At 74.8% G+C, this 24,699-nt stretch carries 21 protein-coding genes and 1 pseudogene; 15 read left to right on the forward strand and 7 right to left on the reverse strand.

The window, feature by feature from the left end; genetic code table 11:
* The first annotated feature begins 234 nt into the window (after positions 1 to 234).
* From ABD841_RS17185 to ABD841_RS17195, 3 genes are all read left to right on the forward strand, one after another.
* Positions 235 to 552 (forward strand): L-rhamnose mutarotase, encoded by a 318-nt coding sequence (locus tag ABD841_RS17185; RefSeq protein WP_344972570.1) that lies wholly within the window; start codon positions 235 to 237, stop codon positions 550 to 552.
* Positions 553 to 821: 269 nt separating this feature from the next.
* Entirely contained in the window at positions 822 to 1,058 is a 237-nt protein-coding gene (locus ABD841_RS17190) for a hypothetical protein (RefSeq protein WP_344972572.1), read from the forward strand.
* Positions 1,055 to 1,483 carry a hypothetical protein gene (locus ABD841_RS17195; protein WP_344972574.1) on the forward strand — a complete coding sequence of 143 codons (429 nt, stop codon included), beginning with the start codon at positions 1,055 to 1,057 and terminating at the stop codon, positions 1,481 to 1,483. Before ABD841_RS17190 ends, ABD841_RS17195 begins: the two co-directional genes overlap by 4 nt.
* An 83-nt stretch (positions 1,484 to 1,566) precedes the next feature.
* On the opposite strand, the gene ABD841_RS17200 is transcribed toward ABD841_RS17195, so the two are convergent.
* Positions 1,567 to 2,466 (reverse strand): alpha/beta fold hydrolase, encoded by a 900-nt coding sequence (locus ABD841_RS17200; RefSeq protein ID WP_344972576.1) that lies wholly within the window; start codon positions 2,464 to 2,466, stop codon positions 1,567 to 1,569.
* Between the two features lie 120 nt (positions 2,467 to 2,586).
* Between ABD841_RS17200 and ABD841_RS17205 the strand changes: the two genes are divergently transcribed.
* Entirely contained in the window at positions 2,587 to 4,560 is a 1,974-nt protein-coding gene (locus ABD841_RS17205; RefSeq protein WP_344972578.1) for an AfsR/SARP family transcriptional regulator, read from the forward strand.
* 67 nt (positions 4,561 to 4,627) lie between these two features.
* Here the strand turns inward: ABD841_RS17205 and ABD841_RS17210 are convergent, their stop codons facing one another.
* Together ABD841_RS17210 and ABD841_RS17215 are read right to left on the reverse strand one after the other, a co-directional pair.
* The gene (locus tag ABD841_RS17210; protein ID WP_344972580.1) at positions 4,628 to 5,083 is read right to left on the reverse strand and encodes a hypothetical protein; all 456 of its coding nucleotides are present in this window, start codon (positions 5,081 to 5,083) and stop codon (positions 4,628 to 4,630) included.
* Positions 5,080 to 5,775 carry a neutral zinc metallopeptidase gene (locus tag ABD841_RS17215; protein ID WP_344972582.1) on the reverse strand — a complete coding sequence of 232 codons (696 nt, stop codon included), beginning with the start codon at positions 5,773 to 5,775 and terminating at the stop codon, positions 5,080 to 5,082. Before ABD841_RS17215 ends, ABD841_RS17210 begins: the two co-directional genes overlap by 4 nt.
* A gap of 400 nt (positions 5,776 to 6,175) precedes the next feature.
* Here ABD841_RS17215 and ABD841_RS17220 point away from each other — a divergent pair, with 400 nt between their 5' ends.
* Both ABD841_RS17220 and ABD841_RS17225 read left to right on the forward strand, forming a co-directional pair.
* Positions 6,176 to 8,494 (forward strand): xanthine dehydrogenase family protein molybdopterin-binding subunit, encoded by a 2,319-nt coding sequence (locus ABD841_RS17220; RefSeq protein WP_344972584.1) that lies wholly within the window; start codon positions 6,176 to 6,178, stop codon positions 8,492 to 8,494.
* Positions 8,495 to 8,648: 154 nt separating this feature from the next.
* Positions 8,649 to 9,527, forward strand: coding sequence for a hypothetical protein (locus ABD841_RS17225; protein WP_344972586.1), 879 nt, complete (start codon positions 8,649 to 8,651; stop codon positions 9,525 to 9,527).
* Positions 9,528 to 9,622: 95 nt separating this feature from the next.
* On the opposite strand, the gene ABD841_RS17230 is transcribed toward ABD841_RS17225, so the two are convergent.
* Both ABD841_RS17230 and ABD841_RS17235 read right to left on the reverse strand, forming a co-directional pair.
* Positions 9,623 to 11,707, reverse strand: coding sequence for a hypothetical protein (locus ABD841_RS17230; protein ID WP_344972588.1), 2,085 nt, complete (start codon positions 11,705 to 11,707; stop codon positions 9,623 to 9,625).
* A gap of 208 nt (positions 11,708 to 11,915) precedes the next feature.
* Positions 11,916 to 13,028, reverse strand: a complete 1,113-nt coding sequence (locus ABD841_RS17235) for a YihY/virulence factor BrkB family protein (RefSeq protein WP_344972589.1) — start codon at positions 13,026 to 13,028, stop codon at positions 11,916 to 11,918.
* 70 nt (positions 13,029 to 13,098) lie between these two features.
* On the opposite strand from ABD841_RS17235, the gene ABD841_RS17240 reads away from it, so the two are divergent.
* From ABD841_RS17240 to ABD841_RS17280, 9 genes and pseudogenes are all read left to right on the forward strand, one after another.
* Positions 13,099 to 13,671, forward strand: coding sequence for a ferritin-like domain-containing protein (locus ABD841_RS17240; RefSeq protein ID WP_344972590.1), 573 nt, complete (start codon positions 13,099 to 13,101; stop codon positions 13,669 to 13,671).
* Between the two features lie 172 nt (positions 13,672 to 13,843).
* Positions 13,844 to 14,182, forward strand: a complete 339-nt coding sequence (locus ABD841_RS17245; protein WP_344972591.1) for a hypothetical protein — start codon at positions 13,844 to 13,846, stop codon at positions 14,180 to 14,182.
* A complete protein-coding gene (locus tag ABD841_RS17250) occupies positions 14,131 to 15,456 on the forward strand; it encodes a serine hydrolase (protein WP_344972593.1) in 1,326 nt (441 codons plus the stop codon). The genes ABD841_RS17245 and ABD841_RS17250 overlap by 52 nt, the downstream gene beginning before the upstream one ends.
* Positions 15,457 to 15,628: 172 nt before the next feature.
* Positions 15,629 to 17,212 carry a PucR family transcriptional regulator gene (locus tag ABD841_RS17255; protein WP_344972595.1) on the forward strand — a complete coding sequence of 528 codons (1,584 nt, stop codon included), beginning with the start codon at positions 15,629 to 15,631 and terminating at the stop codon, positions 17,210 to 17,212.
* A gap of 139 nt (positions 17,213 to 17,351) precedes the next feature.
* Positions 17,352 to 18,320: pseudogene (locus tag ABD841_RS17260) on the forward strand (ABC transporter substrate-binding protein); the annotation flags it as partial.
* 73 nt (positions 18,321 to 18,393) lie between these two features.
* Entirely contained in the window at positions 18,394 to 18,966 is a 573-nt protein-coding gene (locus ABD841_RS17265) for an ABC transporter substrate-binding protein (RefSeq protein WP_344972597.1), read from the forward strand.
* A 111-nt stretch (positions 18,967 to 19,077) separates the two neighbouring features.
* Entirely contained in the window at positions 19,078 to 20,004 is a 927-nt protein-coding gene (locus tag ABD841_RS17270) for an ABC transporter permease (protein WP_344972599.1), read from the forward strand.
* Positions 20,004 to 21,842, forward strand: coding sequence for a dipeptide/oligopeptide/nickel ABC transporter permease/ATP-binding protein (locus tag ABD841_RS17275; protein WP_344972742.1), 1,839 nt, complete (start codon positions 20,004 to 20,006; stop codon positions 21,840 to 21,842). Before ABD841_RS17270 ends, ABD841_RS17275 begins: the two co-directional genes overlap by 1 nt.
* A complete protein-coding gene (locus ABD841_RS17280) occupies positions 21,839 to 22,531 on the forward strand; it encodes an ABC transporter ATP-binding protein (protein WP_344972601.1) in 693 nt (230 codons plus the stop codon). The genes ABD841_RS17275 and ABD841_RS17280 overlap by 4 nt, the downstream gene beginning before the upstream one ends.
* A gap of 174 nt (positions 22,532 to 22,705) precedes the next feature.
* On the opposite strand, the gene menC is transcribed toward ABD841_RS17280, so the two are convergent.
* Positions 22,706 to 23,806 (reverse strand): o-succinylbenzoate synthase, encoded by a 1,101-nt coding sequence (menC, locus tag ABD841_RS17285; protein ID WP_344972603.1) that lies wholly within the window; start codon positions 23,804 to 23,806, stop codon positions 22,706 to 22,708.
* A gap of 118 nt (positions 23,807 to 23,924) precedes the next feature.
* Positions 23,925 to 24,695, reverse strand: a complete 771-nt coding sequence (locus ABD841_RS17290) for a GNAT family N-acetyltransferase (protein ID WP_344972744.1) — start codon at positions 24,693 to 24,695, stop codon at positions 23,925 to 23,927.
* Positions 24,696 to 24,699: the final 4 nt, after the last annotated feature.

A 24,699-nucleotide genomic window follows, 5' to 3' on the forward strand; every position in this document is an offset into this window, starting at 1 on the left:
GGCGCCCGGCCGCCCGGCTGGGGTGGGGGAGGGGAGGCGCTCGGGGTGCCGGCTTGCCCGGGGCGCTGACGTCACCCGGGTAACGCTCGGGAAACGGCATGTTCATGTGCCATTGACACCTTCCCCGGGCTGGTCCTACTGTCCAGCTCAGTTTTAAATCGTTTTTGGAAGAATCCGGCGTGTGGTCGGCGTCCCCGTCCGGGGACAGGCGGCACGGGAAAGAAGGCGATCCCCATGCAGCGTGTCTGCTTCCTGCTGAAGGTCCGAGCCGAGCACCTGGACGAGTACCGCAGGCGCCACCGCGAGGTGTGGCCGGAGATGCAGGAGGCCCTGAGCGCCACCGGCTGGCACAACTACTCGCTGTTCCTGCGCGAGGACGGCCTCCTCGTCGGCTACCTGGAGACCGAGGACTTCGAGGCGGCGCGCGCGGCCATGGCCGGAACCGACGTCAACGCGCGCTGGCAGGCGGAGATGGCGCCGTTCTTCGAGAGCCTCGACGGCCGCCCCGACGAGGGCATGGTGGCGCTGGAGGAGGTCTTCCACCTCGACTGACGGCGGGAACGCGGAGAAGCGTCCGCCCGAAGGCGCCCGGACCCGTGCCTGCACGTGCCGGGCGCCGCCGCGGAACGGAGACGGGCCTGATGACCGTCGTCGGGCAGGGCGCGCGCCGGCGCGACGGCAGACCCGCCCGGTCGCCGTCCTGCCGGCCCTCCCGCCCCCGGCCGCCCGGCCCGGCGCCCGCCCGCGCCGTTCCTCAGGGACCCCCGAAAGGATCATCGATCATGCCGCGGCAATCGGTATGCACCGAGTAGGGTGATCGTATGAACAGGATCAGCGTCGCCATGCCGGAGGATCTCGAGGCCCACGTCCGGGAGCTCGCCGGGGGCAACATGTCCGCCTACATCCTGGAGGCCGTGCGAGCACGGGTGGACAGGGATCTGAAGGTCCGCGCCTACCACGCCAGCATCGGGGGCAAGCCCCGGCTCGGCGACAGCGAGGAGGACCGGGCGGCCGTGGCCCGGATCAGATCGTTCCTCCAACTGCCCGAGACCGCGTGAGCGTCCTGGGCCGGGGGCTCGTGCTGGACACGAGCACGGTCCGGCTCCACCTGTCGGGCGACGTCTACACCGCCGCGATGATCGGCATGGCGCTGGAGGGCGAGCGTCCGATCGTCATCCCCGCCCTGGTGCTGGCCCAGGCCTACCGCGAGGCCGTGCCCGGCCCGGCCCGCGAGCGCCTGATCGGGCTGGCCTCCATCGCCGCCGAGCCCGAGCCGTTCGACGAGATCAGCCGCGTCACCGCCCGGGACATCGGCACCGTGTGCCAGCTCGCGGGCGTGGAGGACCTGTCGATCGGCCACGCGCTGTGGGCCGCCGTCGAGCGTCGCAACCAGCCCGACCCGCTGTACGACTGGGCGATCGTGACCGAGCACCCCGAGGTGTATGTCAAGGTCGTCCCCGGGGTGCCGACCGGCTGGCGCTGAGGCCGGGCACCGCGCGGCCCGCCGCAGAGCCCGGCCGCGGCCCGGGTTCTCCGGCTACGCGGACGGCCCGGTGTGACCGGCCGTCAGACGGGTGCGCCCGCCGCCCGGCGGGCGAGAAGGTCTCGCAGGGCCCTGGCGACGTCGGCGGGGGCCTCCTCGGCCATGAAGTGGCCGCAGGTGACGGTGGTGTGCCGCAGATCCGGGGCCCAGGCGCTCCACAGCGCGGCGGCGTCGTAGCCGAGGGCGGCTCCCCAGTCCTGCTGGAGCACGGCGACCGGCATCCGCAGCCGGTTTCCGGCGTCCCGGTCGGCCCGGTCGTGGTCGACGTCGATGCCGGCGGAGGCGCGGTAGTCGGCGACGATCGAGGGCACCGCGTCGCGGCAGGCGGCCAGGTAGGCGGCGCGGATGCCGGCGGGGACGGCCTGCGGGTCGTCGGTCCAGCCGTCGAGGAAGTGGCCGAAGAAGACGTCCGCGGCGGCGGCGATCAGCCGCTCGGGCAGGCCGGGCGGCTGGGCCATCAGGTAGAGGTGGAAGCCGACGGCGGCGGTGGCGCCGTGCATCACCTCCCACATGTCCACGGTGGGCAGCACGTCGAGGCAGGCGAGGTGGGTGATCGCCCGAGGGTGGTCGAGGCCGGCGCGGAAGGCGACCAGGGCGCCGCGGTCGTGCCCGGCCAGCGCGAAGCGCTCGTGCCCCAGCGCGCGGGCCAGGGCGACGATGTCGGCGGCCATGGTCCGCTTGGCGTAGACCGCGGGGCCGGTCTCGGCGGGTTTGTCGCTGGCGCCGTAGCCGCGCAGGTCCGGGCAGATCACGGTGTGGTCGGCCGCGAGGTCGGCGGCGACGTGCCGCCACATCAGGTGGGTCTGCGGGAAGCCGTGCAGCAGCACGACCGGGCTGCCCGAGCCCGCGACGGCGACGTTCAGGGACACGCCGTCGGCGACGGGGACGCGCCGGTAGTCGAAGCCGGCGATGGCAGGTGCCATGGTTTCCGCTCTCTTCCGTAGGTGACCGGGGACGCCCTGAAGCCTGCCGGGCGCGGATGAGCATCCGGTGAGCACGCGCTAGCGTGGCCGGGGGAGAGGTCCGGGAAGGACGGTCGAGGGGTGCGGGTCGCATTCGGGGTGCTGGGGCCGGTGACGGCCTGGGACGGGGCCGGGGACACGGTCGCCCTGAAGGGGCCGCGGCACCGAGCGGTGCTGGCCCGGCTGATCATCGCCCGCCGCCGCGTCGTCCCGGTCACCCGACTCGTCGAGGATCTGTGGGCGGATCCGCCCCCCGACGCGGTGGGCGCGGTACGCACCTTCGTGGCCGCGCTGCGCCGCGCCCTGGAACCCGAGCGCCCGCCCCGCACCGCGGCTCGGCTGCTGGTCACCGAGGGGCCGGGGTACGCGCTGCGCGCCGAGCACGGCGCGGTGGACGCCTGGCGCTTCGAACAGGCGGTGTCCGCCGCCGCGACGCTGCCGTCGGCCGAGGGGCTGGCGCGGCTGGAGGAGGCGCTGGGGTGGTGGCGCGGGCCCGCCTACGCCGAGTTCGCCGGCGAGGGCTGGGCCCACGCGGAGCGCTCCCGCCTGACGGAGCTGCGGCTGCACGCCGTCGAGCGCCGGGCCGAGGCCCGGCTGGCTCTGGGCCTGGCGGCCGAGGCGGTGCCGGATCTGGACGCGCACGTGGCCGAGCACCCGTGGCGCGAGGACGCCTGGCGCCTGCTGGCCCTCGCGCTGTACCGAGCCGGCCGCCAGGGCGACGCCCTCGCCGTGCTGCGCCGGGCACGGGCGCTCCTGGTCGAGCAGCTGGGGGTGGATCCGGGCCCGCGGCTGCGCCGCCTGGAGGCGGACATCCTCGACCACGCCCGCCACCTCGACCCCGCCTCCGGACCGGCCGACGCGGCCCGGGTGTGGGCACGGGCGGCCGCCGCCTACGACCGCGCCGTGGCACCCGGTGCCCGGGCGCGACTGGAGTCGACGGTGGGGCTGCTGCGCAATCTCGCGGTGACCGGGGGTGGCGGCCTGGAAGCGGCCCGCCGGCACCGCGTGGCGGCCGTCGCGGCGGCCGAGGAGCTGGGCGACGCGGAACTGACCGCCCGTGTGATCGGCGCGTACGACGTCCCGGCGATCTGGACCCGGGTCGACGACCCGCAGCAGGCCGCGCAGGTGCTCGCGGCGGCCGAGCGTACCCTGACCGCTCTCCCACCCGGCGGACACGAGGCCGCGCGGGCGCGACTGCTGGCCACGATCGCCCTGGAGTCGCGCGGCACCCGCTCGCCGCGCGGGCTCCGGGCCGCCCGCGAGGCGGAGCGGCTCGCCCGCGGCCTGGACGATCCCGCGCTGCTGGCGTTCGCCCTCAACGGCGTGTTCATGCAGACCTTCCACCGGGCGGGCCTGGCCCCGTGCCGGGACGGGATCGGCGCCGAGCTGGTCGCCCTGTCCGCCCGGCACGGCCTGGTCACCTTCGAGGTGCTCGGACACCTCATCCGCCTCCAGGCCCGCAGCGCGCTCGCGGACTTCCCGGCGGCCGACCGTCACGCGGCGGCCGCGGACCGCCTGGCCGAGCGCAACGAGCTGCCGCTGGTGGGCGTGTTCACCCGGTGGTACCGGGCGCTGCGGCTCGCCGCGACCGGCCGGGCACCGGCGGACGAGGTGGAGGCGGCCTACCGGGACGCCGCCGCGCGGCTGGACGGCGTCGGCATGCCCGGACTGGAGCGCGGCCTGCCGCCGCTCGCGTCGCTGTGCCTGCGCGTGCAGCGGGCACAGCCCGTCCAGGCCGACGAGCGCACCGACTGGGGGCCCTACGAGCCCTGGGCCCGCCCCCTGGTGCTGCTGGCCCGGGACCGCCGCGGCGCGGCCGCGGCGGCGCTGCGCGGGATCCCGGACCCGCCTCCCGACCTGCTGTTCGAGGTCCTGTGGTGCCTCGCCGCGCGCGCGGCCGTCGCCGTCGGCGACCGGGAGACGATGGAGCGCGCCGCCACCGCGCTCACCCCCGCGGCGGCGGAGCTGGCGGGGGCGGGCAGCGGTCTGCTCACCGTGGGCCCGGTCTCGAAGCACCTGGACGACCTCGCCACCGCCCTGCGGCGTCCTCGGTGAGCGGGTCCCGCGTTCGGCCACGTCGTGATCGCCCGCGCCGCGACGGGGCCCGCGCCGGCGCGGGTGTTCAACGCTGTCCCGACAGGTGTCCGTGCATCGCCTGGCGGAGCCTCAGGGCCGCGCCGGGCTCGATCCCCATGTCCAGCGCCATCCGCTCGACGGCGCGTCCGGCCTCTTCCGCGGTGGCGTGGTCCAGCACGGGGACCTCGATCGCGGGAGTCGCGATCCCGTCCTCCGGGCGGTGACCGGACCGGTTCCCGAGCCGCCCGGAGAGTCGCCGGGTGTGCTGCCCGGCCACCCCGGTGAGGTGGCCGGAGACCACCCCGCCGAGTACCGTGATCACGATCGGCGTCACGAGCGCCGCGGCGCCGGCGGGCCCGGGGCCGGGCAGGTCGTCGCGGGCCGGGAAGACCCGGCCGGGGTCCCGGCGCACCGCGGCGGAGATGACCGCGTAGAAGGCGGCCTCCTCGGGCGCCACCTCGGCGATCACCGCCCTGGCGAGCTCGTCGAACGTGCGCGTCATGGGAGGCAGCCCGCCACGCCGTAGTGGGCGCCGGCGCGGAAGGCGTTCACGCGCTCGCTCGCGCTGCCGTGGTCACTCACGTCGGTCCAGGGGGTGTCGTCGGCGTACTGCCGCAGGGCCGCCGCGATCTCGGCGGTGTCACCGGCCTCGAACAGGAGCGTCCCGTCCGCGGCCGCGCCGGCGAGGGCCGCCCCGGCGAAGCAGTCGGCCTGCAGTTCGAGCTGGGGCAGCAGCATCCCGCCGGGAATGCGCGCCTGAACGGCGTGGCCCCATTCGTGCGCGACGACCAGATAGACCCAGGCGTCTCCCCGGAGGTATCCCATCCGCATCAGGTCGGCGTCCCAGGCGATGTAGTCGTAGGGCCAGTTGCAGTACAGCGCGTTGTCGTCGGGGATGCGATATCCGAAGCACGTGGGGGCATTTCGGGACGCGCCGTCGTAGGCTCCGAGAACCCGCGGCGAGGTGTATCTCCCCGGAAAGAACTCCGGCCAGTGCGTGGCCCAGAAACGGTTCACGACGTACCGGGCGGTGCGGATGTCCTCGTTGATGTCGTCCAGGCTCCCCGCCGGGGCGCTCACCGGGGCGCCGCCGCCCGTGGAGGCGGTCGCGGTGTCCCGCGTGCCGGCGGTCAGGGCGAGGGCGAGTAACGCGACGAAGGCCAGGTGAGCTGTTTTCCACCGTGAGACAGTCACGGCTTCCTCCCCTGTAACTGGTGGCTACATATCGGTCAAATCGGCATATATGACCGTTAGTTCGTAGGGCATCATCACCATATGGGGAAAAGCTTCGCCGGGAAACTGGAACGCGAAGTCATGCGAAGTATCCAATGAATTCATCTAGGGTCCGGTGCCGATAATGAATTAGGGTGCTTAATGGCAGGAAAAAGGGGCTTGCTGTAACGCGTTCCGCCGGTGCGGGCCGGGCCGGGCCCGCCTTTACCGGACCGGGAACGGGCCCGGTCGCCGGCGGGCGAACGGGCGGCGGGTCCGTCCGGGCGCCGCCTCCGGACCTCCGGGTCGTTCCCCGTGGCGGGCCGCCCCCGCGCGGCGAGGCGCCCTTGGCGTGGGTGGCCACGACGCTCACAATCAGGTCATGAGCGATCACTTTGCGTACATCGGCGCCCGTACTCCCCGACGCGAGGACGCGCGGCTGCTGACCGGGCGGGCGTGTTTCGTCGCCGACCTGCGCCCGCCGGGCATGGCGCACGCGGTGGTCGTCCGCAGCCCGGTGGCGCACGGGCGGGTGACGCGCTGCGAGCTCGACGCCGCCCGGACCGCGCCCGGGGTGCTGGACGTCATCGGGCCCGGTGACGCGTCCGGAGTCCGGTTGCCCTGCGTGTCCCTCGCGCCGGGTCAGCGGGAGACCTCGTACCCGGTGCTGGGTGAGGCGGTCCACTACGCCGGCCAGCCGCTCGCCGTCGTCGTGGCGCTCACCGCGGAGGCCGCCCGGGACGCCGCCGACCTGGTCGGCCTGGAGTTCGACGAACTGCCCGCCGTCATCGGGGTGGACCGGGCACTGGACCCCGGCGCCCCGCTGCTGTATCCCGAGTGGGGCACCAACCTGGTCGCCGACTTCGAGGTCGGCGACTCCGGCGCCGACTGCGACGCGGCCGTCGCGCGCGCCGACCACGTCGTGGAGATGACCTTCCGGCTCGGCCGGGCGGCGCCCAGTCCCGTCGAGCCGCGCGGGATCGTGGCCTCCTGGCGGGACGGTGAGCTGACCGTCTGGGCCTCGACCCAGGCGCCGCACCACGTGCGCGACCACGCCGCCGAGTCGCTCGGCGTCGCCCACCACCGGGTGCGTGTCATCGGGTGCGACGTCGGCGGCGGGTTCGGGGCCAAGGAGCACCTCTACCCCGACGAGGTGCTCGTCTGCCTGGCGGCGATCCGGTCGGGGCGGCCGGTCCGCTGGATCGAGACGCGCGCCGACCACCTGACCGCGGCCCTCGCCGCGCGCGACGCCGTGCACCGGGGCCGCCTGGCGCTCGACGCGGACGGCCGCTTCGTCGCGTTGCACTGCGACGTCCTCGGCGATCTGGGCGCCCACCCCTCGAACGTCGGCGTCTCCCCGATCACCGTCTCGGCCGTCATGGCACCCGGCCCGTACCGCTTCGAGAAGGCCGGAGTGCGCGTGCGCGCCGCGGTCACCACGACCACGCCGACCGGTTCCTACCGGGGTTTCGGCCAGCCCGAGGCCACCTGGACCCGCGAGCGGCTCGTCGACGAGGCGGCCAGGCGCCTCGGGCTGGACCCGGTGGAGCTGCGGCTGCGCAACATGATCGGCCCCGGGGAGCTGCCGTGCACCACCCGGACCGGGCAGACGTACGACTCGGGTGACTACCCCCGCGCCCTGCGCGCGGTGCGCGACCTCGTACGCGTCCGGCCGCGGGACGACGGGCGCAGGCGCGGCGTCGGGTTCTCCTGCCACGTGCAGTCCACCGGCATGGGACCGTCGATGGCGATGAAGGTCGGCGGCATCCAGGCCGGCGGGTTCGAGACCGCGGTCGTGCGGATGGAGCCCGACGCCTCGGTGGTCGTCTCCGCCGGGGTGGCCGGCATCGGGCAGGGCATCGAGACGGCGCTCGCCCAGCTCGCCGCCGACCGGCTGGGCGTGCCGCTGGAGCGGGTCGAGGTGGTCCTCGGCGACACCGCGGCCACGCCGTACTCCTCGATCGGCTCCATCGCCAGCCGCTCCCTCACGATCGGCGGTGGCGCCCTGACCCGGGCGGCCGCCCGCCTGCGGGACAGGATCACCGCCATCGCCGCCCACCAGCTGGAGGCGGCGCCCGGGGACCTGGAGCTCACCGGCGACGCCGTGCGGGTCAAGGGCGACCCGGGAGCGTTCAGGACCCTGCGGGAGATCGCCGTCTCCGCCTGGCGCGGCTGGGACCTGCCCGAGGGCGTCCCGCCCGGTCTGGAGGAGCGGGTCTCCTACGACCCCGACGGCTACACCTACGCCTACGGCGCGCAGGCCGCCGCCGTGGCCGTCGACCCGGAGACCGGGGCCGTGGAGGTCGAGGGCTACTGGGTGGTCAACGACTCGGGGGTGCTGGTCAACCCGGCGATCGTGGAGGGGCAGCTGAAGGGGGGAACGGCCCAGGGCATCGGCATGGCGCTGACCGAGGAGATCGCCTACTCCCCGGAGGGGCAGCCGCTCGCCGAGTACCTTCTGCCGACGGTGCGGGAGGTCCCCGACATCGAGGTCGTCCTGCTCCAGACCCCCTCGCCGCTGACGCCCGGCGGGATGAAGGGCGCGGGTGAGGCGGGCACCATCGGCCCGCCCGCCGCCGTCGGCAACGCGGTCGCCGCGGCCCTGCCCGAGATCGCCGACCGCATCGTGGCCACCCCGCTCACCCCGCAGACCCTGTGGTCCGCCTGGGACGGCCGACCGCGCAGCCCTCGCTCCTCCTGAACATCCGACCCGCGCGTCCGGTCCGGCGCCGAACGTCCCCCACGCGGGGACGTGCCCGGCTCTCTTCCCCTCTTCCGGGAAAGTTCTTTATTCAGCACAAGGAGATGAAGGTTGCTTCTATATAGTTTTATGCAGTCGGGGAGGGAGAGCGGGCATGGGTGGGGAAGAGGTCGCGCGGCTGCGTGCCCTGCGCGCGGCGGCGATCGGGGCGGGCCGTGAGCCCGAGTGGCGCCGGACCCTTCTCGACGCCCTGCTGAGCCGGTGCGCCGACCAGGACGTCCCCGGGGCCACGAGCCGGGCCGACCTCGACGAGGCGGCGGAGCACGCGGCCTGGCTCCTCGCCCGCGACTGCGACCGGGAGTCCTTCTCCTCCGTGGGGCGAGTGCACGAGATCCGCTGGGAGCTCTTCGGCGATCCCGCTGATCGCGACGTCGCCATCACCATGCTCTCCGAAGCGGACGATCTCCGCGCGGAGGACGGCTGGTTCAGCACGGCCGACCACGCGGCCCTCGCCGAGCTGCTGCTCGGCCGTCACGCCGACCGGGGGCTCCCGTACGACCTGGACGCGGCCATCGACCGGCTCCGGGCGGCCCTGGACGGGTGCGACGACCGGGTGTCCGGGCTCTACCTGCGCTACCGGCTGGGCATGGCGCTGGCCGTGAGATCCGCCGGCCCGCGGGCGGGCGCGGCGGACCTCGGCGAGGCGGCCGACGTGCTCGGCGGGGTGCTTCCCGAGCTGCCCGCGGGCGACCCGGTCGCTCACGAGACCGCGGTGGTCCTGGGCAGGCTCCTGCGAACGCGGGGACCGGCCGGTCACCGGGCCGCGAGCCGGAAGCCGCCGGCCGCCTGGGTCCTCGCCCTGGCGCGGGCGTGCGCCAGCGCGGCCCGCGCCCGATGCCCGGGGGGAGGGGCGCGCCTCCGCGGAGTCGCCCGTCATCCCACCCGGGCCGCCGGGTGGACCGCTCCGGGAGACCCGCTCCGGCCACCGGTGAAGGCGGACCGTCCGGAGCGCGAGGCCGGACCGGCCCGATAGGCCGGACGGGCCGGCGGGGGCATGGCCTCGCCGTCCTCGTGACCGGGCGCCCTCCGGCGCTTCTCGCGCCGGGCGCCCTTCCGGGGCCCTCCCGGTCAGGCGTCCTCCCAGAGACGGTCCCTGGGGGCGCTCGACGGGGGCTCGCCCACCCGGACGGCGACCGACCGGGCCTCGGCCAGCAGCGGGTGCCCCTCGCCCAGCGGCGGACGGCCGTGGGCGAGGGGCCGCCGGTCGAGCAGCGGCCCCAGGAGCTCCGGTACCTCCTCGATCCGGCCCGCCGCCACGCGCAGCAGCGCGAGGTCCAACCGGCCGGTCAGGACCAGCGGGTGCGCGGCGTCCAGGGATCCCCCGCCCATCGCGGCGAGCGCCGCGCCCGCTGCCTCCGACTCGTCCTCCCGCCCCAGGGCGCGCATGGCACGGCCGGTCAGCAGCAGCCGCTCCGCCCGGCCGGGGAGGTCGTCGTCCAGGCCCTGCTCGGCCTCGGCGAGGTCCGTGAGAACCCGCGCTGCGCCGGCCGCGTCGCCCAGGGCCAGCAGGGCCGCGGCGCGGGCCCGCCGGACCGCCCGGTCGTCGGGGAGTTCCCGCAGGCCGTCGAGCGCCCGGGCGGGCTCCCCCGACGCGGTGAGCGCCGCGCACCGGACCAGCGCCGCCTCGGCGTGCAGTCCGGGGGAGACCTGCCGCGCGAACCACCCGGTGCCGACCGTCGCCGCCGTCAGCAGCCGCGCGGCCTGGCCGGGGAAGCCCTCGGCCAGTTCGATCTCCGCCAGGCGCACGATGTCGTACTGGGGCCAGTAGCCCTCGGGCGGCAGGTGCTGGACGCGCAGCCGCATCGCCTCGGTCAGGTGGTGGCGGGCCTGCGCCGGATGACCCGCGGCGAGCAGCGCCTCGGCGAGCGTCACCCTCGCCGACGCGGTGTTGACGTTGTCCGCGCCGAGGCGCCGCTCGCGGTCGGCCAGCACCTCCTCGGCGAGCGTCACCCCGGTGACGGTCCGGCCCGCCCGGACCGCGGCCCTGGCCGTCGCCTGCCGGGTGAGCGTGAGCCCCCGCCAGGCCGGGCCGGTCCCGGTGGCGGACACGCCCCTGGCCCGTCGTTCGCCGATCTCCCCGAGCCTGCGCAGGCCCTCGCCCGGCCGGCCGGCCTCGACGAGCACCTCGGCCAGGTTGTGCTCGGCCCGTACCGCGCACGCCGCCGCCTCGTCGGGCGAGGCGAGCTCGCGCGCCACCGCCAGCGACCGCTGGAAGGCCGCCCGCGCCGCCGGCAGGTCGCCCAGCCGGAGCAGCGCGATGCCCTGCCTGCCGGTCACGTCGCACAGGGTCCGCCGATCGGCGGGGTCGGCCGCCAGCAGGGCGGCGAGCTCACCGCCGGCCTCCGCCGCCCGCGCCAGCAGGGGGCTGCCGTCCAGCAGGACCTGCACCACCGTCTCCAGGGCACGGGCGGTGCCCTCCGGCCCGGCCTGCTCGGCCGCCCGCTCGGCGGTGTCCAGGCGCTCGGCCCACTCCCCGGCCAGCGGGAACAGGTCGCGGGCGAACCAGTGCGCGGCCAGCGCCGCGGCCTGGTGGTCGACCGCTCCCTCCGGGTCGTCGGCGATCGACCGGAAGGCCAGCTCCGACAGGCGTTCCGCGCTCGCCGCGGCCCACCCCGCGGGCGGCGGGCCGACCGTGAGCGCGGCGAGCTCCAGGCGGGGCGCCAGGTAGTGCGCGTACGCGGTGATCCGGCCCTCCCACCCGGCCGCCGCCGTGGCGCCGTACACCCCGGCCGTCTCCCACACGGGCCGGCTCTGCCCCGCCGGCAGGCGTTTCTCCGAGGTGGAGATGTCACCGATGCCCAGGCGCACCTGGGCGAGCATGAAGCGCTCCACCCGGTGGAAGCGCGCCACCCTGCGCAGCGCCGCGACGACCAGGCGCCGCGCCTCCGGAAGGGAGCGCGGGGGCGGCGGTACGGGGTCGTCCGCGGTGAACTCGTCGAAGGCGTGCTTGACCGCCAGGGCGACCAGCACGCGGCGGCTGCGCACCTCGTTGTACAGCCAGACCGCGCTGCGGCCCCGGTCGCCCTCCCCGCCGCGCGGCAGCCGGACCCGCTCCGCGACGTCCTCCGCCCGCACCTGGTGGTAGTCGCCGTGCCGGAAGGCGTCGGCTGACGCGGCCGCGATGGCGGCGAACCTGCGTTCCTGCGCCAGCACCTTTCGCCCCCCTTATGACGAGATATGTGAATATATCTCACTATGGCTTGGTGATCTCTGGCGAGATGAGCCGGCTATTCGAAAAGCGGCCGGGCCCGCGGGACGCCGCATCGCCGTCGAGAGCCACCCGTGAGAACGCGCGGGGCGCCTGCGCGCCCGTGACGGCGGGCTGCCGGGCCCCGCCCCGGGCCCGGGGCGGCCGGGAACGTCAGCCGGCCTGCCTCTCCTGCCCGGAGTCCCGCCGTCTGTCCCAGAGCCCGGCCAGCGAGCGGGCGGCGGTGACGGCCGCCGTGCCGACCGCCCCGACCAGCGGTTCCCGCTCCTCCTCGGCGGTCGGGCCGGGGTCCGGCGTGACCGGTCCGGCCTGCCCGGCGCGGACCGCCTCCAGCTGCGCGGCGAAGGACAGGCCGAGGAAGAGCGCCATCGAGCTGAGGAACGACCACAGCAGCAGCGCCATGACGGCGGTGAGCGGACCGTACGTGGCGCCGAACGTCCCGCTGCTCTCGGTGTACAGGGCCAGCAGCAACGTGAAGAACGTCCACAGGCACAGGGCGGCCAGCGCGCCGAAGGCCAGCCAGCTGTGGCCCGGCTGCCTGCGGCGGGGAGCGGCGCGGAACAGCACCGAGGTCGACATCAGCGCCAGCAGGAACCCGAGCGGCCAGCGCACCAGGGTGAAGGCCCGCATCGTCGCGGCGTCCCAGTCGTAGACCTGGGCCAGGGCCCGCCCGATCGCGCCGCCGCCGACCATCACCACGAAGCCGACCGTCATGAACGCCCCCGAGGTCAGCGCCATCACCAGGGCCCTGCCGTACTTGCGGTGGAACGGGCGGTCCCGCTCGACGCCGTAGATGCGGTTGGCCCCCCGCTCCACCTGGGCCATGGCGCTGGTCAGCGAGACCAGGGCGGTGCCGAGCCCGAGCCAGAGCGCGAGGCCGCCGCCGGTCCGGCCCGCCCGGCGGTGGCTCTCGGCGAGTACGTCCTCGACCGCCTCGGCCCCCGCGCCCGGCGCCAGGTGGCTCAGGGTCAGCTCCAGCACCCGGCCGAGTTCCTCCTGGTCGACCACCGAGCTCAGCCCGACCAGGGCGATGGCCCCGGGAATGATCGACAGGCAGATCTGGAAGGCCAGGGCACGCGAGTTGGTCATGCCGTCGCCGTACCTGAACCTCGTGAACGAGTCACGGACGAGGTGCCAGCGGCCGTACTCGCGCAGGGTGCCCCATGCGTGGTCGGCGGAGAGCTCCTCGCCGTTCATGCTCCGCGTCTGCGGGACCTTCGTCGCTGTGCCCATGTCGCCCGCGGGATACCCGGAAAGCGACGTCATGAACGGACACGGTCGTCAACTGTGGCCCAGAACACCAGTTGAACCCGCGATTCGGGGTAGGGGCAGGTGCATGGCCGAATTCCTGACAGACATCAAGGAGATCCGCGCGCGTGCGCGGGAAGAGATCGACAAGGGCCCGATCACGGCCGCCTACGGTGCCGACCTGCCCCGGGTGATCCAGGTGTGCAACGAGGCGCTCGCGACCGAGATCGTCTGCGTGCTGCGGTACAAGCGCCACTACTACACCGCCACCGGCATCCACGCCGGGACGGTGGCCGCGGAGTTCCTGGAGCACGCCGCGGAGGAGCAGGAGCACGCCGACCGGATCGCCCAGCGCATCGTGCAGCTCGGCGGGGAGCCGGACTTCAACCCCAGCACGTTGACGACCCGCGCCCACGCCGAGTACGACGACAGCCTGGACCTGATCGAGATGGTCAAGGAGGACCTGGTCGCCGAGCGCATCGCGATCGCCTCCTACACCGAGATCGTCAAGTGGCTCGGTGACGGCGATGTGACCACCCGGCGGATCTTCGAGGACCTGCTCGCGCAGGAGGAGGAGCACGCCGACGACCTGAAGAACCTGCTGGAACGGCTCCCCGGCGCGCTGGGCGCCGACCGGCCGGAGCCCGGCGTCGCACCCTGAGCGTGGCGGCGCGGGCGAGCGCGGGGGTGCAACTTTCAGCCGCCCGCCGCGTCCGTCCCCGCGGCGGTTCCGCCGCCCGCCCGGCCGGGAATTGGACGACCGCACAACCGATCGGGCCCGGTTCGTCGTGGCGGCCGAAGAAGCGGCGGCGAGCGGGGCCTAACGTTCGGACATGCCCCGTCTCTCCCCCGGCGACCTCCACCGCATCGCGGCACCGGGAGACCCCTGGCCGCGCCCCGGCGGAAGCGCGGGGGCGCACGCGGCCACCACCACCGGCCGGCGGCCCGATCCCGGTGAGAACGGCGGCCGGTGCCCGGCCGGTCAGGCCGGGCGGCGGTTCGCCGCCCCGCGCGAGCGGAGCGCACCGATCCGGCCGGTCCGCCGCCCGGGTGGTCCCCACCTGTTCATCCGCAACGGCCGCCCGTCCCACCGGGCGGGCCACAACGAAAGGACCACGCAGTGGCTGGAGCAGTGGATCCCGGTCGATGGCACGTCCGGCTCGGCGAGCTGAGCGCCGAGTACGGAGTTCCGGGTGTGAGCCTCGCCTTCCTGCACGGGGGAGAGGTGCACGAGTTCGCCGCGGGCGTGCTCAACGCGGCCACCGGGGTGGAGACGACCACCGACTCGCTCTTCCAGATCGGCTCGGTCACCAAGGTGTGGACCGCGACCCAGATCGTGCTCCTCGCCGAGCAGGGCCGGGTGACGCTCGACACCCCGGTCGTCGAGGTCCTGCCGGAGTTCCGGGTCGCCGACCCGGAGGTGACCAAGGTCGTCACCGTCAGGCACCTGCTCACGCACACCTCCGGCATCGACGGGGACCTGTTCCTCGACACCGGCCGGGGTGACGACTGCGTGGAGAAGTACGTCGCGGCCTGCGCGGATCTCGCGCAGAACCACCCGCTCGGCGCCACCCAGTCGTACTGCAACTCCGGTTTCACCATCGCCGGGCGCGTCGTCGAGCGCCTCACCGGCAAGGTGTGGGACGCCGCGCTGCGCGAGCAGATCGTCGAACCGCTCGGCCTGACCCACACCTGGACCCTGCCGGAGGACGTCCTGCGCTTCCGCGCCGCCATGGGGCACCTGGACGGCGCGCCCGCTCCCGTCTGGGGCCTGATGCGCTCCGCCGGCCCGGCCGGGCTGATCTGCGCCCGCCCCGCGGACGTCGTCGCCTTCGCCCGCGCCCACCTGGACACCGGGCTGCTCGCCGACCCCCGGGTGATGTGGGAGCCGCAGGTCGACATCCCCAACCCGCACACCCTCGGCAGGCAGTGGGGCCTGGGCTGGATCCTCGACGAGTGGCAGGGCCGCCGAATCGTCTCCCACGGGGGCAACACCGTCGGCCAGGCGGCCATGCTGTGGGCCGTACCCGACGCGGACACGGCGGTGTGCGTGCTGGCCAACGGGGGCGACAGCGCCGCCTTCCAGCACGCCCTGGCCACCGAGCTCTTCGACGAGCTGCTCGGCCTGGCCGTGCCGCCCGTGCTGGGACCGCCGGCCGAGCCGTTCGAGACCGACGTCGAGCGGTACGCCGGAGTCTACGAACGGGCGGGCGCCCGGATGACGCTGACGGCCCGCGACGGCCGGCTCTCGCTGTACTTCGAGGCCATCGGAGCCCTCGCCGGGATGCAGCCGCCCATGGAGTTCGACCTCGTCCCCGTGGACGACACCACCTTCGTCGGCCGTCCGGAAGGGCAGCGCCAGTGGCTCTCGGCGGTCTTCTACGAGCTGGCCGACGGCTCCCCGTACGTCCACTTCGGCGCGCGGGCCACGCCCAGGATCGCCTGAGGGGTCACGCTGCGCGAGGGTCCGCCGGAACGCCGTGACGACGCGGCCGCCGGGCACGGCGTGCCCCGCGGCCGCCGTCGCGGTGCGGGCGGGCGGTGAGCCCGCCGCCGCGGTGCCCGGCCGCTGACCGGTTATGCGAATGATGGCAGTGTATGACCGTTATCGTGAGCAGATGACGAACCGGCCACGGGCCAGCCTACGGCGGATCCTGGAGGATCTGGGCAGCACCGTCCTGGACGTCGCGGCCTCTCCCGGGGAGCTGGACGCCGAGGTCACCGGGGTGCACATCTACGACCCCCTCGACGAGTTGCTGATCCCGGAGGGGGGCGTCCTGCTCGCCGTGGGGGTCGACCGCGCGGAGCAGATCTGCGCCCTGCTCGACGCGGCGCGCACCGCGGCGGGCGTCGTCGTCAAGCAACCGGTGGACGTCGACGGGTCCGTCCGCGTGAAGGCCCTGGAGACCGGGGTGGCGGTGCTGGGCCTCACCCGCGCCGCCTCGTGGGCGCAGGTCGCCGCGCTGCTGCGCTCCCTGCTGGCGGAGGGCGACCTCACGGAACCCGGCGACACCTCGCCGGACGACCTGTTCGCGCTGGCCAACGCGGTGTGCGCGCTGCTGGACGCGCCGGTCACCATCGAGGACCGGTCGTCGCGGGTGCTGGCGTACTCCGGGCGGCAGGACGAGGCCGACGCCGGCAGGGTCGAGACGGTGCTCGGCCGCCAGGTGCCGGAACGGTACCGGCGGATGCTGGTGGAGCGCGGATTCCTGCGGCGGCTCTACCAGAGCCGCGAGCCGATCTACATAGAGCTGGGTGACGGCAGCATCAACCGGGCGGCGGTGGCCGTCCGGTCCGGGGACGAGATCCTCGGCTCCATCTGGGCCGCGGTGCGGGAGCCGCTGAGCGACCAGCGGCAGCGCGCCCTGGCCGACGCCGCCAAGATCGTCGCACTGCAGCTGCTCCGCCAGCGGGCCGGGGCGGACACCAGGCGGCGGCTCCACGCCGACCTGCTCTCCACCGTGCTGGCGGGTGGCCGGGACGCGGCCGAGGCGGCCGGCCGGCTCGGCGTCGCCAGTGAGCGGCTGTGTGTGCTCGCCGCCCAGCTCAGCGACGGGGCCCAGGCCGACGCCGCGCGGCGGGAGAGCGACCGGCAGCGATTCTGCGACGCGCTCGCCCTGCATGTCGGGGCCATCCATCCCAAGGCCGCCGCCGCGCTCGTCGGGTCGGTCGCCTACGCCGTGCTGCCGTTGCACGCCGGCGGCGACGAGGAGGCGCGGGCCGTGCGGGTCGCCGAGAGCTTCCTCGCCCGGGTGGGCCCCCGGCACGCCGCCAACATCGGCGTGGGGCGCCTGGCGGGTGACCTGTCCGAGGTGGCCAGGTCCCGGGCCGACGCCGACCGGGCGCTGCGGGTGCTGCGCGCCCGCGGGACGTCCGGCGCGGTCGCCGGCTACACCGGTGTGCACTTCGAGGCGCTGCTGCTGCAGCTCGCGGACCTGGTCAAGGCCGAGGAGCAGACGCCCACCGGCCCCTACGAACGGCTCGTGGCCCACGACGCCGAGCACGGCAGCGAGCTGGTCACCACCCTGCGGGCCTACCTGGACGCGTTCGGCGACGTCAACGCCGCCGCGGCCAGGGTGCACGTGCACGCCAACACCTTCCGCTACCGGTTGAAGCGGCTCACCGAGATCAGCGGCCTGGACCTGGCCGACCCCGACGCGCGACTGTCCGTGATGCTCCAGATGCGGATTTTCGGGCGGTAACGGGAGAGTTTTGGGCCGGTAAAGCGAGAATTTTCGGACGGTAGCACGACGGCGCGCGGGCTTTTCGTGGCCGGGGACGAAGAAGGGCCGCCGGGAAAAGGCGAATGTGGGGCATCACCCCCACCTCCCTGGAGTCCCGATGAGAAACACAGGAGCGGCGGCCGCGCTCGGCGCCCTCAGCCTCCTCGCGGCCGCGTGCGGCGGCACCGCGGGTTCTCCGCCCGCCGGATCCGCCGCCGGCGGCACCTTCACGTTCGCGATCGGCAGCGACCCCGGAACGCTCGACCCGGCCACGGGCCAGCTCTCGATCACCAACACGGTGCTCTCACTGGCCTACGACACGCTGACCTCCATCGGCCCCGAGGGGAAGATCATCCCCGGACTGGCCGAGAAGTGGGACGTCACCCCCGACGCGGTGACCTTCACCCTCCGCAAGGACGTCACCTGCTCCGACGGTTCCAAGCTCACCCCCGCCGACGTGGCCGCCAACGTCAACCACATCGCCGACCCGGCCACCAAGTCGCCGATCTACGGGGTGCTCGTCCCGGCCGGGATGAAGGCCGAGGCGGACGACGCGGCCGGGACGGTGACGCTCTCCACGCCGAAACCCTTCAGCTTCATCCTGGAGAGCACCCCCCTCATCTTCATCGTCTGCGGCAAGGGGGTCGAGGACCGCTCCGCGCTGGCCCGCGCCACCTCGGGCTCCGGCCCCTACACGCTCACCGAGGCGGTGCCCGGCGACCACTACACCTTCCGGGTCCGGAAGGACTACGCCTGGGGGCCGGGCGGCGCCACCACGAAGACACCCGGCCAGCCCGACACGGTCGTGCTGAAGGTCGTGCCGAACGAGCAGACCGCCGCCAACCTGCTGATCTCCGGCGGCATCAACGGCGCGAAGATCTACGGCGCCGACCGCGCCCGCCTGGAGGCCACCCCGGGCATCGGCAAGACCGTCCAGCCCTACGGCAACGGGCAGTTCTTCTACCACCAGGGCGACGACCGCCCCGCCAAGGACCCGGCGGTGCGCAGGGCGCTCACCCAGGCGATCAACCTCACCGAGCTCGCCGGGATCGCCACCGGCGGCACCGGCCGCCCGGCCACCGGGCTGGTGCTGGACCCGCGGCCGTGCCCGGGCGACACCGTCACCGGTCACGTCCCGGCGTTCGACCCGGCGGCCGGGGGTGGCGCGGCGCGGGGCGCCGGCCGCGGCCGCCGCGCTGGACGCCGCCGGCTGGAAGGCGGGCGCCGACGGCGTCCGCGCCAAGGACGGCCGGAAGCTGGCGCTGCGCCTGCTCTACTACACCACCCGGGGGGCGGGTGTGCAGGCCGCGGCCGAGTACCTGGCCGCCGCGTGGAAGAAGGCCGGCGTCGACGTCACGCTGAACGGCGTCATCGACACCAAGATGTCGGAGTCGCTCAGCACCGCCCAGGACTGGGACGTGGTCTGGCTGCCGATCGGCGTCACGCTCCCCTCGCAGCTCGTCGGGTTCCTGTCCGGTCCGGGGGCGCCCAAGGGCGGCAACTTCGCCCACCTGGCCAACGCCCGCTACGACAAGCTCGTGGCCGAGGCGGCGCTGAAGCCCGGCGCGGAGGGCTGCAAGCTCTGGCTGGAGGCGGAGTCCGCGCTGTTCGAGAACGCCGACCTGGTGCCGGTCGTGGAGAACACCGTGCTGATCGCCGCCAGGAACGCGACGTTCGACATGCCGGCGGACCTGTTCTCCCCGACCTCCATCCGGATGACCGGGGCGAGCTGAGTGGCCGGCGCCTCCCGTCCCCCGGCCGGCGGGCGCCCGCCCGCCGGCCGCGCGCTCCCGAAACCGGCGGTCCCGGGCCGGGCGCCGGCCGGCCGCGCGCGCGGGGCGTTCGTGCTGCGGCACCTCGTCCGGTTCGCGATCTCACTGGCCGCGCTGCTCGTCGCGTCGTTTGCGATGATCCACCTGATCCCGGGCGACCCGGTGCGCGCCGCGCTCGGCCCCGCCGCCCCGGTCGAGCTGGTCACCGCCCGGCGCGCGGCGCTCGGACTGGACCAGCCGATCCCGTCCCAGCTGGCGTCGTACGTCCGCAACGTGCTGGGCGGCGAGTTCGGCACGCCGTCCCGCCGCGGCGAGCCGGTCGGCGAGGTCGGCGCCGCCCGGCTCCCCAACACCCTCGCCCTCGCCCTGCTCGCGACCACGGTCGCCCTGCTCGTCGCCGTGCCGCTCGGCATGTGGGCGGGGATCCGCACCGAGAACGGCCGCAACCGGGGCACCGAGGCGACCTTCACCTCGGTCACCGGCGCGGCCGTCGCCGTGCCCGAGTTCCTCTACGCGATCGCCCTGGTGACCGTGTTCGCGATCGGGCTCGGCTGGTTCCCGCCCGCGGGCAAGGGCGGGCCCGAATCCTACGTGCTGCCGGTCCTCGCCCTGGCGGTCGCGCCCGCGGCGATGATCGCCCGGATCTCCCGGGTGGAGACGCTGCGCGAGCTGGGCACCGACTACGTGCGGCTGGCACGCGCCAAGCGGCTGCCCGCCGCCCGGCTGTACGTGCGGCACGTCCTGCCGAACACGCTCACCGCCACCCTCACCATGGGCGGGCTGCTGCTCACCGGTCTGATCGCCGGGAGCGTACTGGTCGAGTACGTCTTCGCGTGGCCGGGTCTCGGCCTGCGGATCGTGGAGTCGATCACCCAGAAGGACTACCCGGTCGCCCAGGGCGTGATCCTCGTCTACGGCGTGATCGTGCTCGTGGTGAACCTCCTCGTCGACCTGCTGCTCGGCGTGCTCGACCCCACGTCCGCCCTGAAGGAGAGCTGATGCGGCATCTGCTGCGGACCCCCGCCGGGCTCACCGGGACGGCGCTGGTCGCGCTCATGGTGGTGCTGGCGATCGCCGGGCCGCCGATCTGGGGCGCCGAGGCCGAGCGCATCGACTCTGCGGCCATCCTCCGGGGAGCCTCGGCCGCGCACCCGCTCGGCACCGACAACCTGGGCCGCGACATCCTCGCCCGGGTGCTGGTCGCCGGCCGGCTCTCGCTCACCCTGGCCCTGCTGGCCACGCTCGTCGGCGCGGTCGCCGGGATCGCGCTCGGCGCGCTCCCCTCGGTGCTGCCCCGCCGCGCCGCGCGCCTGGTCACCGGCACGGTGAACGCGCTCGTCGCCTTCCCCGGGCTGCTGCTGGCCATGTTCACCGCGGTGGTCGCGGGACTCGGCGCGCGAGGAGCCGTGCTGGGCATCGGCGCCGCCATCGCGCCCGGCTTCGCCCGGCTCACCCAGACGCTGGCCGCCTCGGTCGCCGAAGCCGACTACGTGTCGGCCGCCCGGATGCTCGGGGTCTCCCGGTGGCGGATCATGACGGGGCACGTGCTGCCCAACATCGCCGAGCCGCTGATCCTCAACCTCACCCAGGCGCTGGGCGGCGCGCTGCTCGGGCTCGCCGGGATGTCCTTCCTCGGCCTGGGCGTGCAGCCGCCCTCGTTCGACTGGGGACGGTTGCTCTTCGACGGCTTCGCCCGCATCTACGCCACCCCGGCCGTCGCCCTCGGCCCGGCCGTCGCGGTGGCGCTCGCGGGCGTCGGATTCAACCTCCTGGGGGACGCCCTGGCCCGTGCCGCGTCGCGCACCGCCGCACCGGCGGGGAGGGCCGTCCCGCCGGTCGCCGCCGCGCCCGGCGAACCCGGCGGATCCGGCGAACCCGGCCCCGGGGCGGTCCTGGAGGTGCGCGACCTCACCGTCGCCTTCCCCGGCGGGGTCACCCCAGTGCGCGGGCTCTCGCTGACCGTCGCGCCCGGCGAGATCGTCGGCCTGGTGGGGGAGTCGGGGAGCGGCAAGAGCCTGACCGCGTCGGCGATCGGCGGCCTGGTGCCCTACCCCGGGGAGGTGAGCGCGGCGCGGCTGCGGCTGTGCGGCACCGACCTCGGCGAGCTGCCGGAGCGGGAGCGCCGCAAGCTGCTCGGCACGTCGCTGGCGATGGTCTTCCAGGACCCGATGGCCTCGCTCAACCCGGCGCTCAGGATCGGCGGGCAGCTCGCGGAGGTGGCGATCGTGCACCAGGGCGCGAGCCGCGCCGAGGCCGGGACCCGGGCCGTGGACCGGCTCGGGCACGTGCACATCCCGGAGCCCGGCAGGCGGGCCCGGCAGCACCCGCACGAGCTGTCCGGCGGCATGCGGCAGCGCGCGGTGATCGCGATGGGCCTGATGGGCACACCGCGGCTGATCATCGCCGACGAGCCGACCACCGCCCTCGACGTGACCGTGCAGCGGCAGATCCTGCGCCTGCTGCGCGAGGTGACCGGCGAGACCGGCGCGGCGACCCTGTTCATCTCCCACGACATCGCCGTGGTCGCGGAGCTGTGCCACCGGGTCGTGGTGATGTACGCCGGCCGGGTGATCGAGGAACTGCCGGTCGGGAAGCTGGCCTCGGGCGCCGCGCATCCCTACACCCGCGCGCTGGTCGCCTCGCTGCCCGACATGGACACCGACAGGTCCCTGCCGCTGGCCAGCATCCCCGGCCACCAGCCCCCGCCCGCCGAGGTCGGCGCGGGCTGCGCCTTCGCGGCCCGCTGCGGGCTGGCGAACGACCGCTGCGCCGCCGAGCGCCCGCCCCTGACCCCGTACGGCACGGCGCACCGCGTCGCCTGCTGGGAGGCTTCATGATCATCGAAAATCTGACCGTGCGGTTCGGCGCCTTCACCGCCGTCGACGACGTCACGCTGGAGGTCCCGCCGGGGGCGATCGTCGGCCTGGTGGGGGAGTCCGGATCGGGCAAGTCCACCCTGGCCAGGGCGGTGGCCGGGCTGGTGCCGTACACCGGTGAGATCACCGGTGGCGATCCGCGCCGGATCCAGATGGTCTTCCAGGACCCCTACGCCTCCCTCGACCCGCGGATGACCGTGGGCGCGTCGGTGGCCGAGGGGCTCCGCGTGCCCCGCGCCGCCCGCCGGGCGGAGGCGGAGCGGCTGCTCTCGCTGGTGTCGCTGCCCGTCTCGCTGGCGGGGCGCTACCCGCGCGAGCTGTCCGGCGGCCAGCGCCAGCGGGTGGCGATCGCCCGGGCGCTGGGCGCGGAACCCGAGCTGCTGGTCGCCGACGAGATCACCTCCGCCCTGGACGTCTCCGTCCAGGGCGCGGTGCTCAACCTGGTCCGCTCGCTGCGCGCGGAGCTCGGGCTGTCGATGCTGTTCATCTCGCACAACCTCGCCGTGGTCCGGTACGTCTCCGACGTCGTCGCGGTGATGCACCGGGGCAGGCTGGTCGAGGTGGGCGCGACGGAGGAGGTGGTGGGGGCGCCCAAGGACGACTACACCCGTTCCCTGCTCCGGGCGGTACCCCGCCTCGGGCGCGCCTGACGGTTCCGGACGGCGCCCGCCCCGGGCACGCCTGACGGACGACGGCCGGGCCCCGCCACCCCTCCCGTTCCGGGGGGGGCGGGGCCCGGCCGTGCCGTACGGTGCCTCGGGTCGCGTTCCCGGCGCCGCGCCCCGGCGGCGCCGGGAACGTCCGGCGCGGCGATCTCTACGGTTCTACAGGGCGATCCACTCGGTGGAGACGGTGACCTCCCGCAGGATGTCCGGGACGGGGTCGACGCCGATGCCGGGGCCGGTGGGCACGGTCAGGTGGCCGTCGTGCAGCTCGAAGGGCGGGGTGATGTCGGTGGTGTAGTAGCGGCGGGAGGCGGAGGTGTCGCCGGGCAGGGTGAAGCCGGGCAGGGCGGCCAGGGCGAGGTTGGCGGCGCGACCCAGGCCGGTCTCCAGCATGCCGCCGCACCAGACGGCGACGCCGTGGGCGCGGCACAGGTCGTGGATGCGGCGGGCCTCCAGGTAGCCGCCGACGCGCCCGGGTTTGACGTTGACGATGGCGCAGGCGCCCAGGCTGATGGCCGCGGCGGCGTGCTCGGCCGATTCGATGGACTCGTCCAGGCAGATCGGGGTGGCGATCCGGCGGGCCAGCCGGGCGTGCTGGACGAGGTCGTCGTGGGCCAGCGGCTGTTCGATGAGCAGCAGGCCGAAGGCGTCGAGGCGGGCCAGGTGGGGGGCGTCGGTGAGGGTGTAGGCGGCGTTGGCGTCGACCTGCAGGAGCACGTCCGGGCCGAAGCGTTCGCGCACGGCACGGACCGGTTCGAGGTCCCAGCCGGGCTGGATCTTGAGTTTGATCCGGGCGTAGCCCTCGTCCAGGTAACCGGCCACGGTCTCCAGCAGGGCGGGGACGGAGTCGGCGATGCCGACGGACACCCCCGCCGGGACCCGGTCGCGGGCGGCGCCGAGGAAGGCGGCCAGCGACTGGTCGGCGGCGCGCAGCTGGGCGTCCAGGATCGCGGTCTCCAGGGCGGCCTTGGCCATGCGGTGGCCCTTGATCGGGTGCAGGGCGCGGCCGGCGGCGTGGGCGTCGACGACGGCGGGCAGCGCGGGGATCAGGAAGCGGCGCAGCACGTCGGCGGCGCCGTCGACGTATTCGGCGGAGTAGAGCGGCGCGGTCATGGCCACGCACTCGCCCCAGCCCTCGGCGTCGGGGGTGACGACGCGGACCAGCAGCACGTCGCGTTCGGTCTCGGTGCCGAAGGAGGTGCGGAACGGTGCCACCAGCGGCATCGCGATCCGCCGCAGCTCGATCCCAGTGATCTTCATGGTGATGGTGCGGCCTTCGCCGCGTCTCCCTCCGTGTCGTCGCCGGTCAGGCGATCCGTTGCAGGATGTCACACGGCTCGCGCCGTGTCTTGGCGGAAAGCTCCGCCCGCCGGGGCGGTCAGGCGTTCCGCTCCAGGATGTAGCAGGATCTGTCGTGGAAGCCGGTGACCTGGGCGCCCTCCTGCAGGAGGCCGCCGAGCACGTCGCGCACGGCGTGGCGCCAGGATCTGGCCGCGCCGGGATCGGCGCGGCGCAGCGCCTCGATGTCGGGCGGGACCGCGACCAGCACCGTCCGGGCGCAGGTCCGGCCCGGGACCGGGCGACCGTCGTCGTCGGACAGGCCGGCCACCGCGTCCGGCGGGATCTCCACCCGGTACGGCTCGCCCCGGACGGCGGCCAGCACGTGCGGTTCGGACAGCCGCCAGACGGCGAGCACCCGGTCCGACTCGTCCCCGGCGTTGATCGCGTCGTCCATGGTCCCGTAGAAGGACGGCAGGTACTCCTCGGGCCGCGCGCCGAGCTTGGCCAGGTTGAAGTGGGCGTTGCGCCGCACCAGCGGGTCGTAGGTCCAGGTGATGTGCTCCAGGCCGCGGGCCAGCGCCCACGTCCGCTGGTGCAGCTTGAGGGCGAAGCCGATCCCGTGCCCGGCCGCGGCGCCGGTGACGTGCGAGTGCAGCACCCGCCCGGCCGGCGCGGCCAGGAAGCCGACCGACGCGCCGACCATCCGGTCGTCCCGGTAGGCGCCGGTCACGTAGTTGCCCGCGTGCGACAGCGCGCGCAGTATCTCCACCGTGACGGGCGCGCTGCCCGGACTGGGGTGCCAGATGCCGTCGAACAGCCGGACGACGTCTTCGAACTCCCCGATGGAGCACAGCTCGCGCACCACCACGCCG

It is taken from the genome of Streptosporangium fragile (genome assembly GCF_039534445.1).
GTDB classification, from domain to species: Bacteria; Actinomycetota; Actinomycetes; order Streptosporangiales; family Streptosporangiaceae; genus Streptosporangium; species Streptosporangium fragile.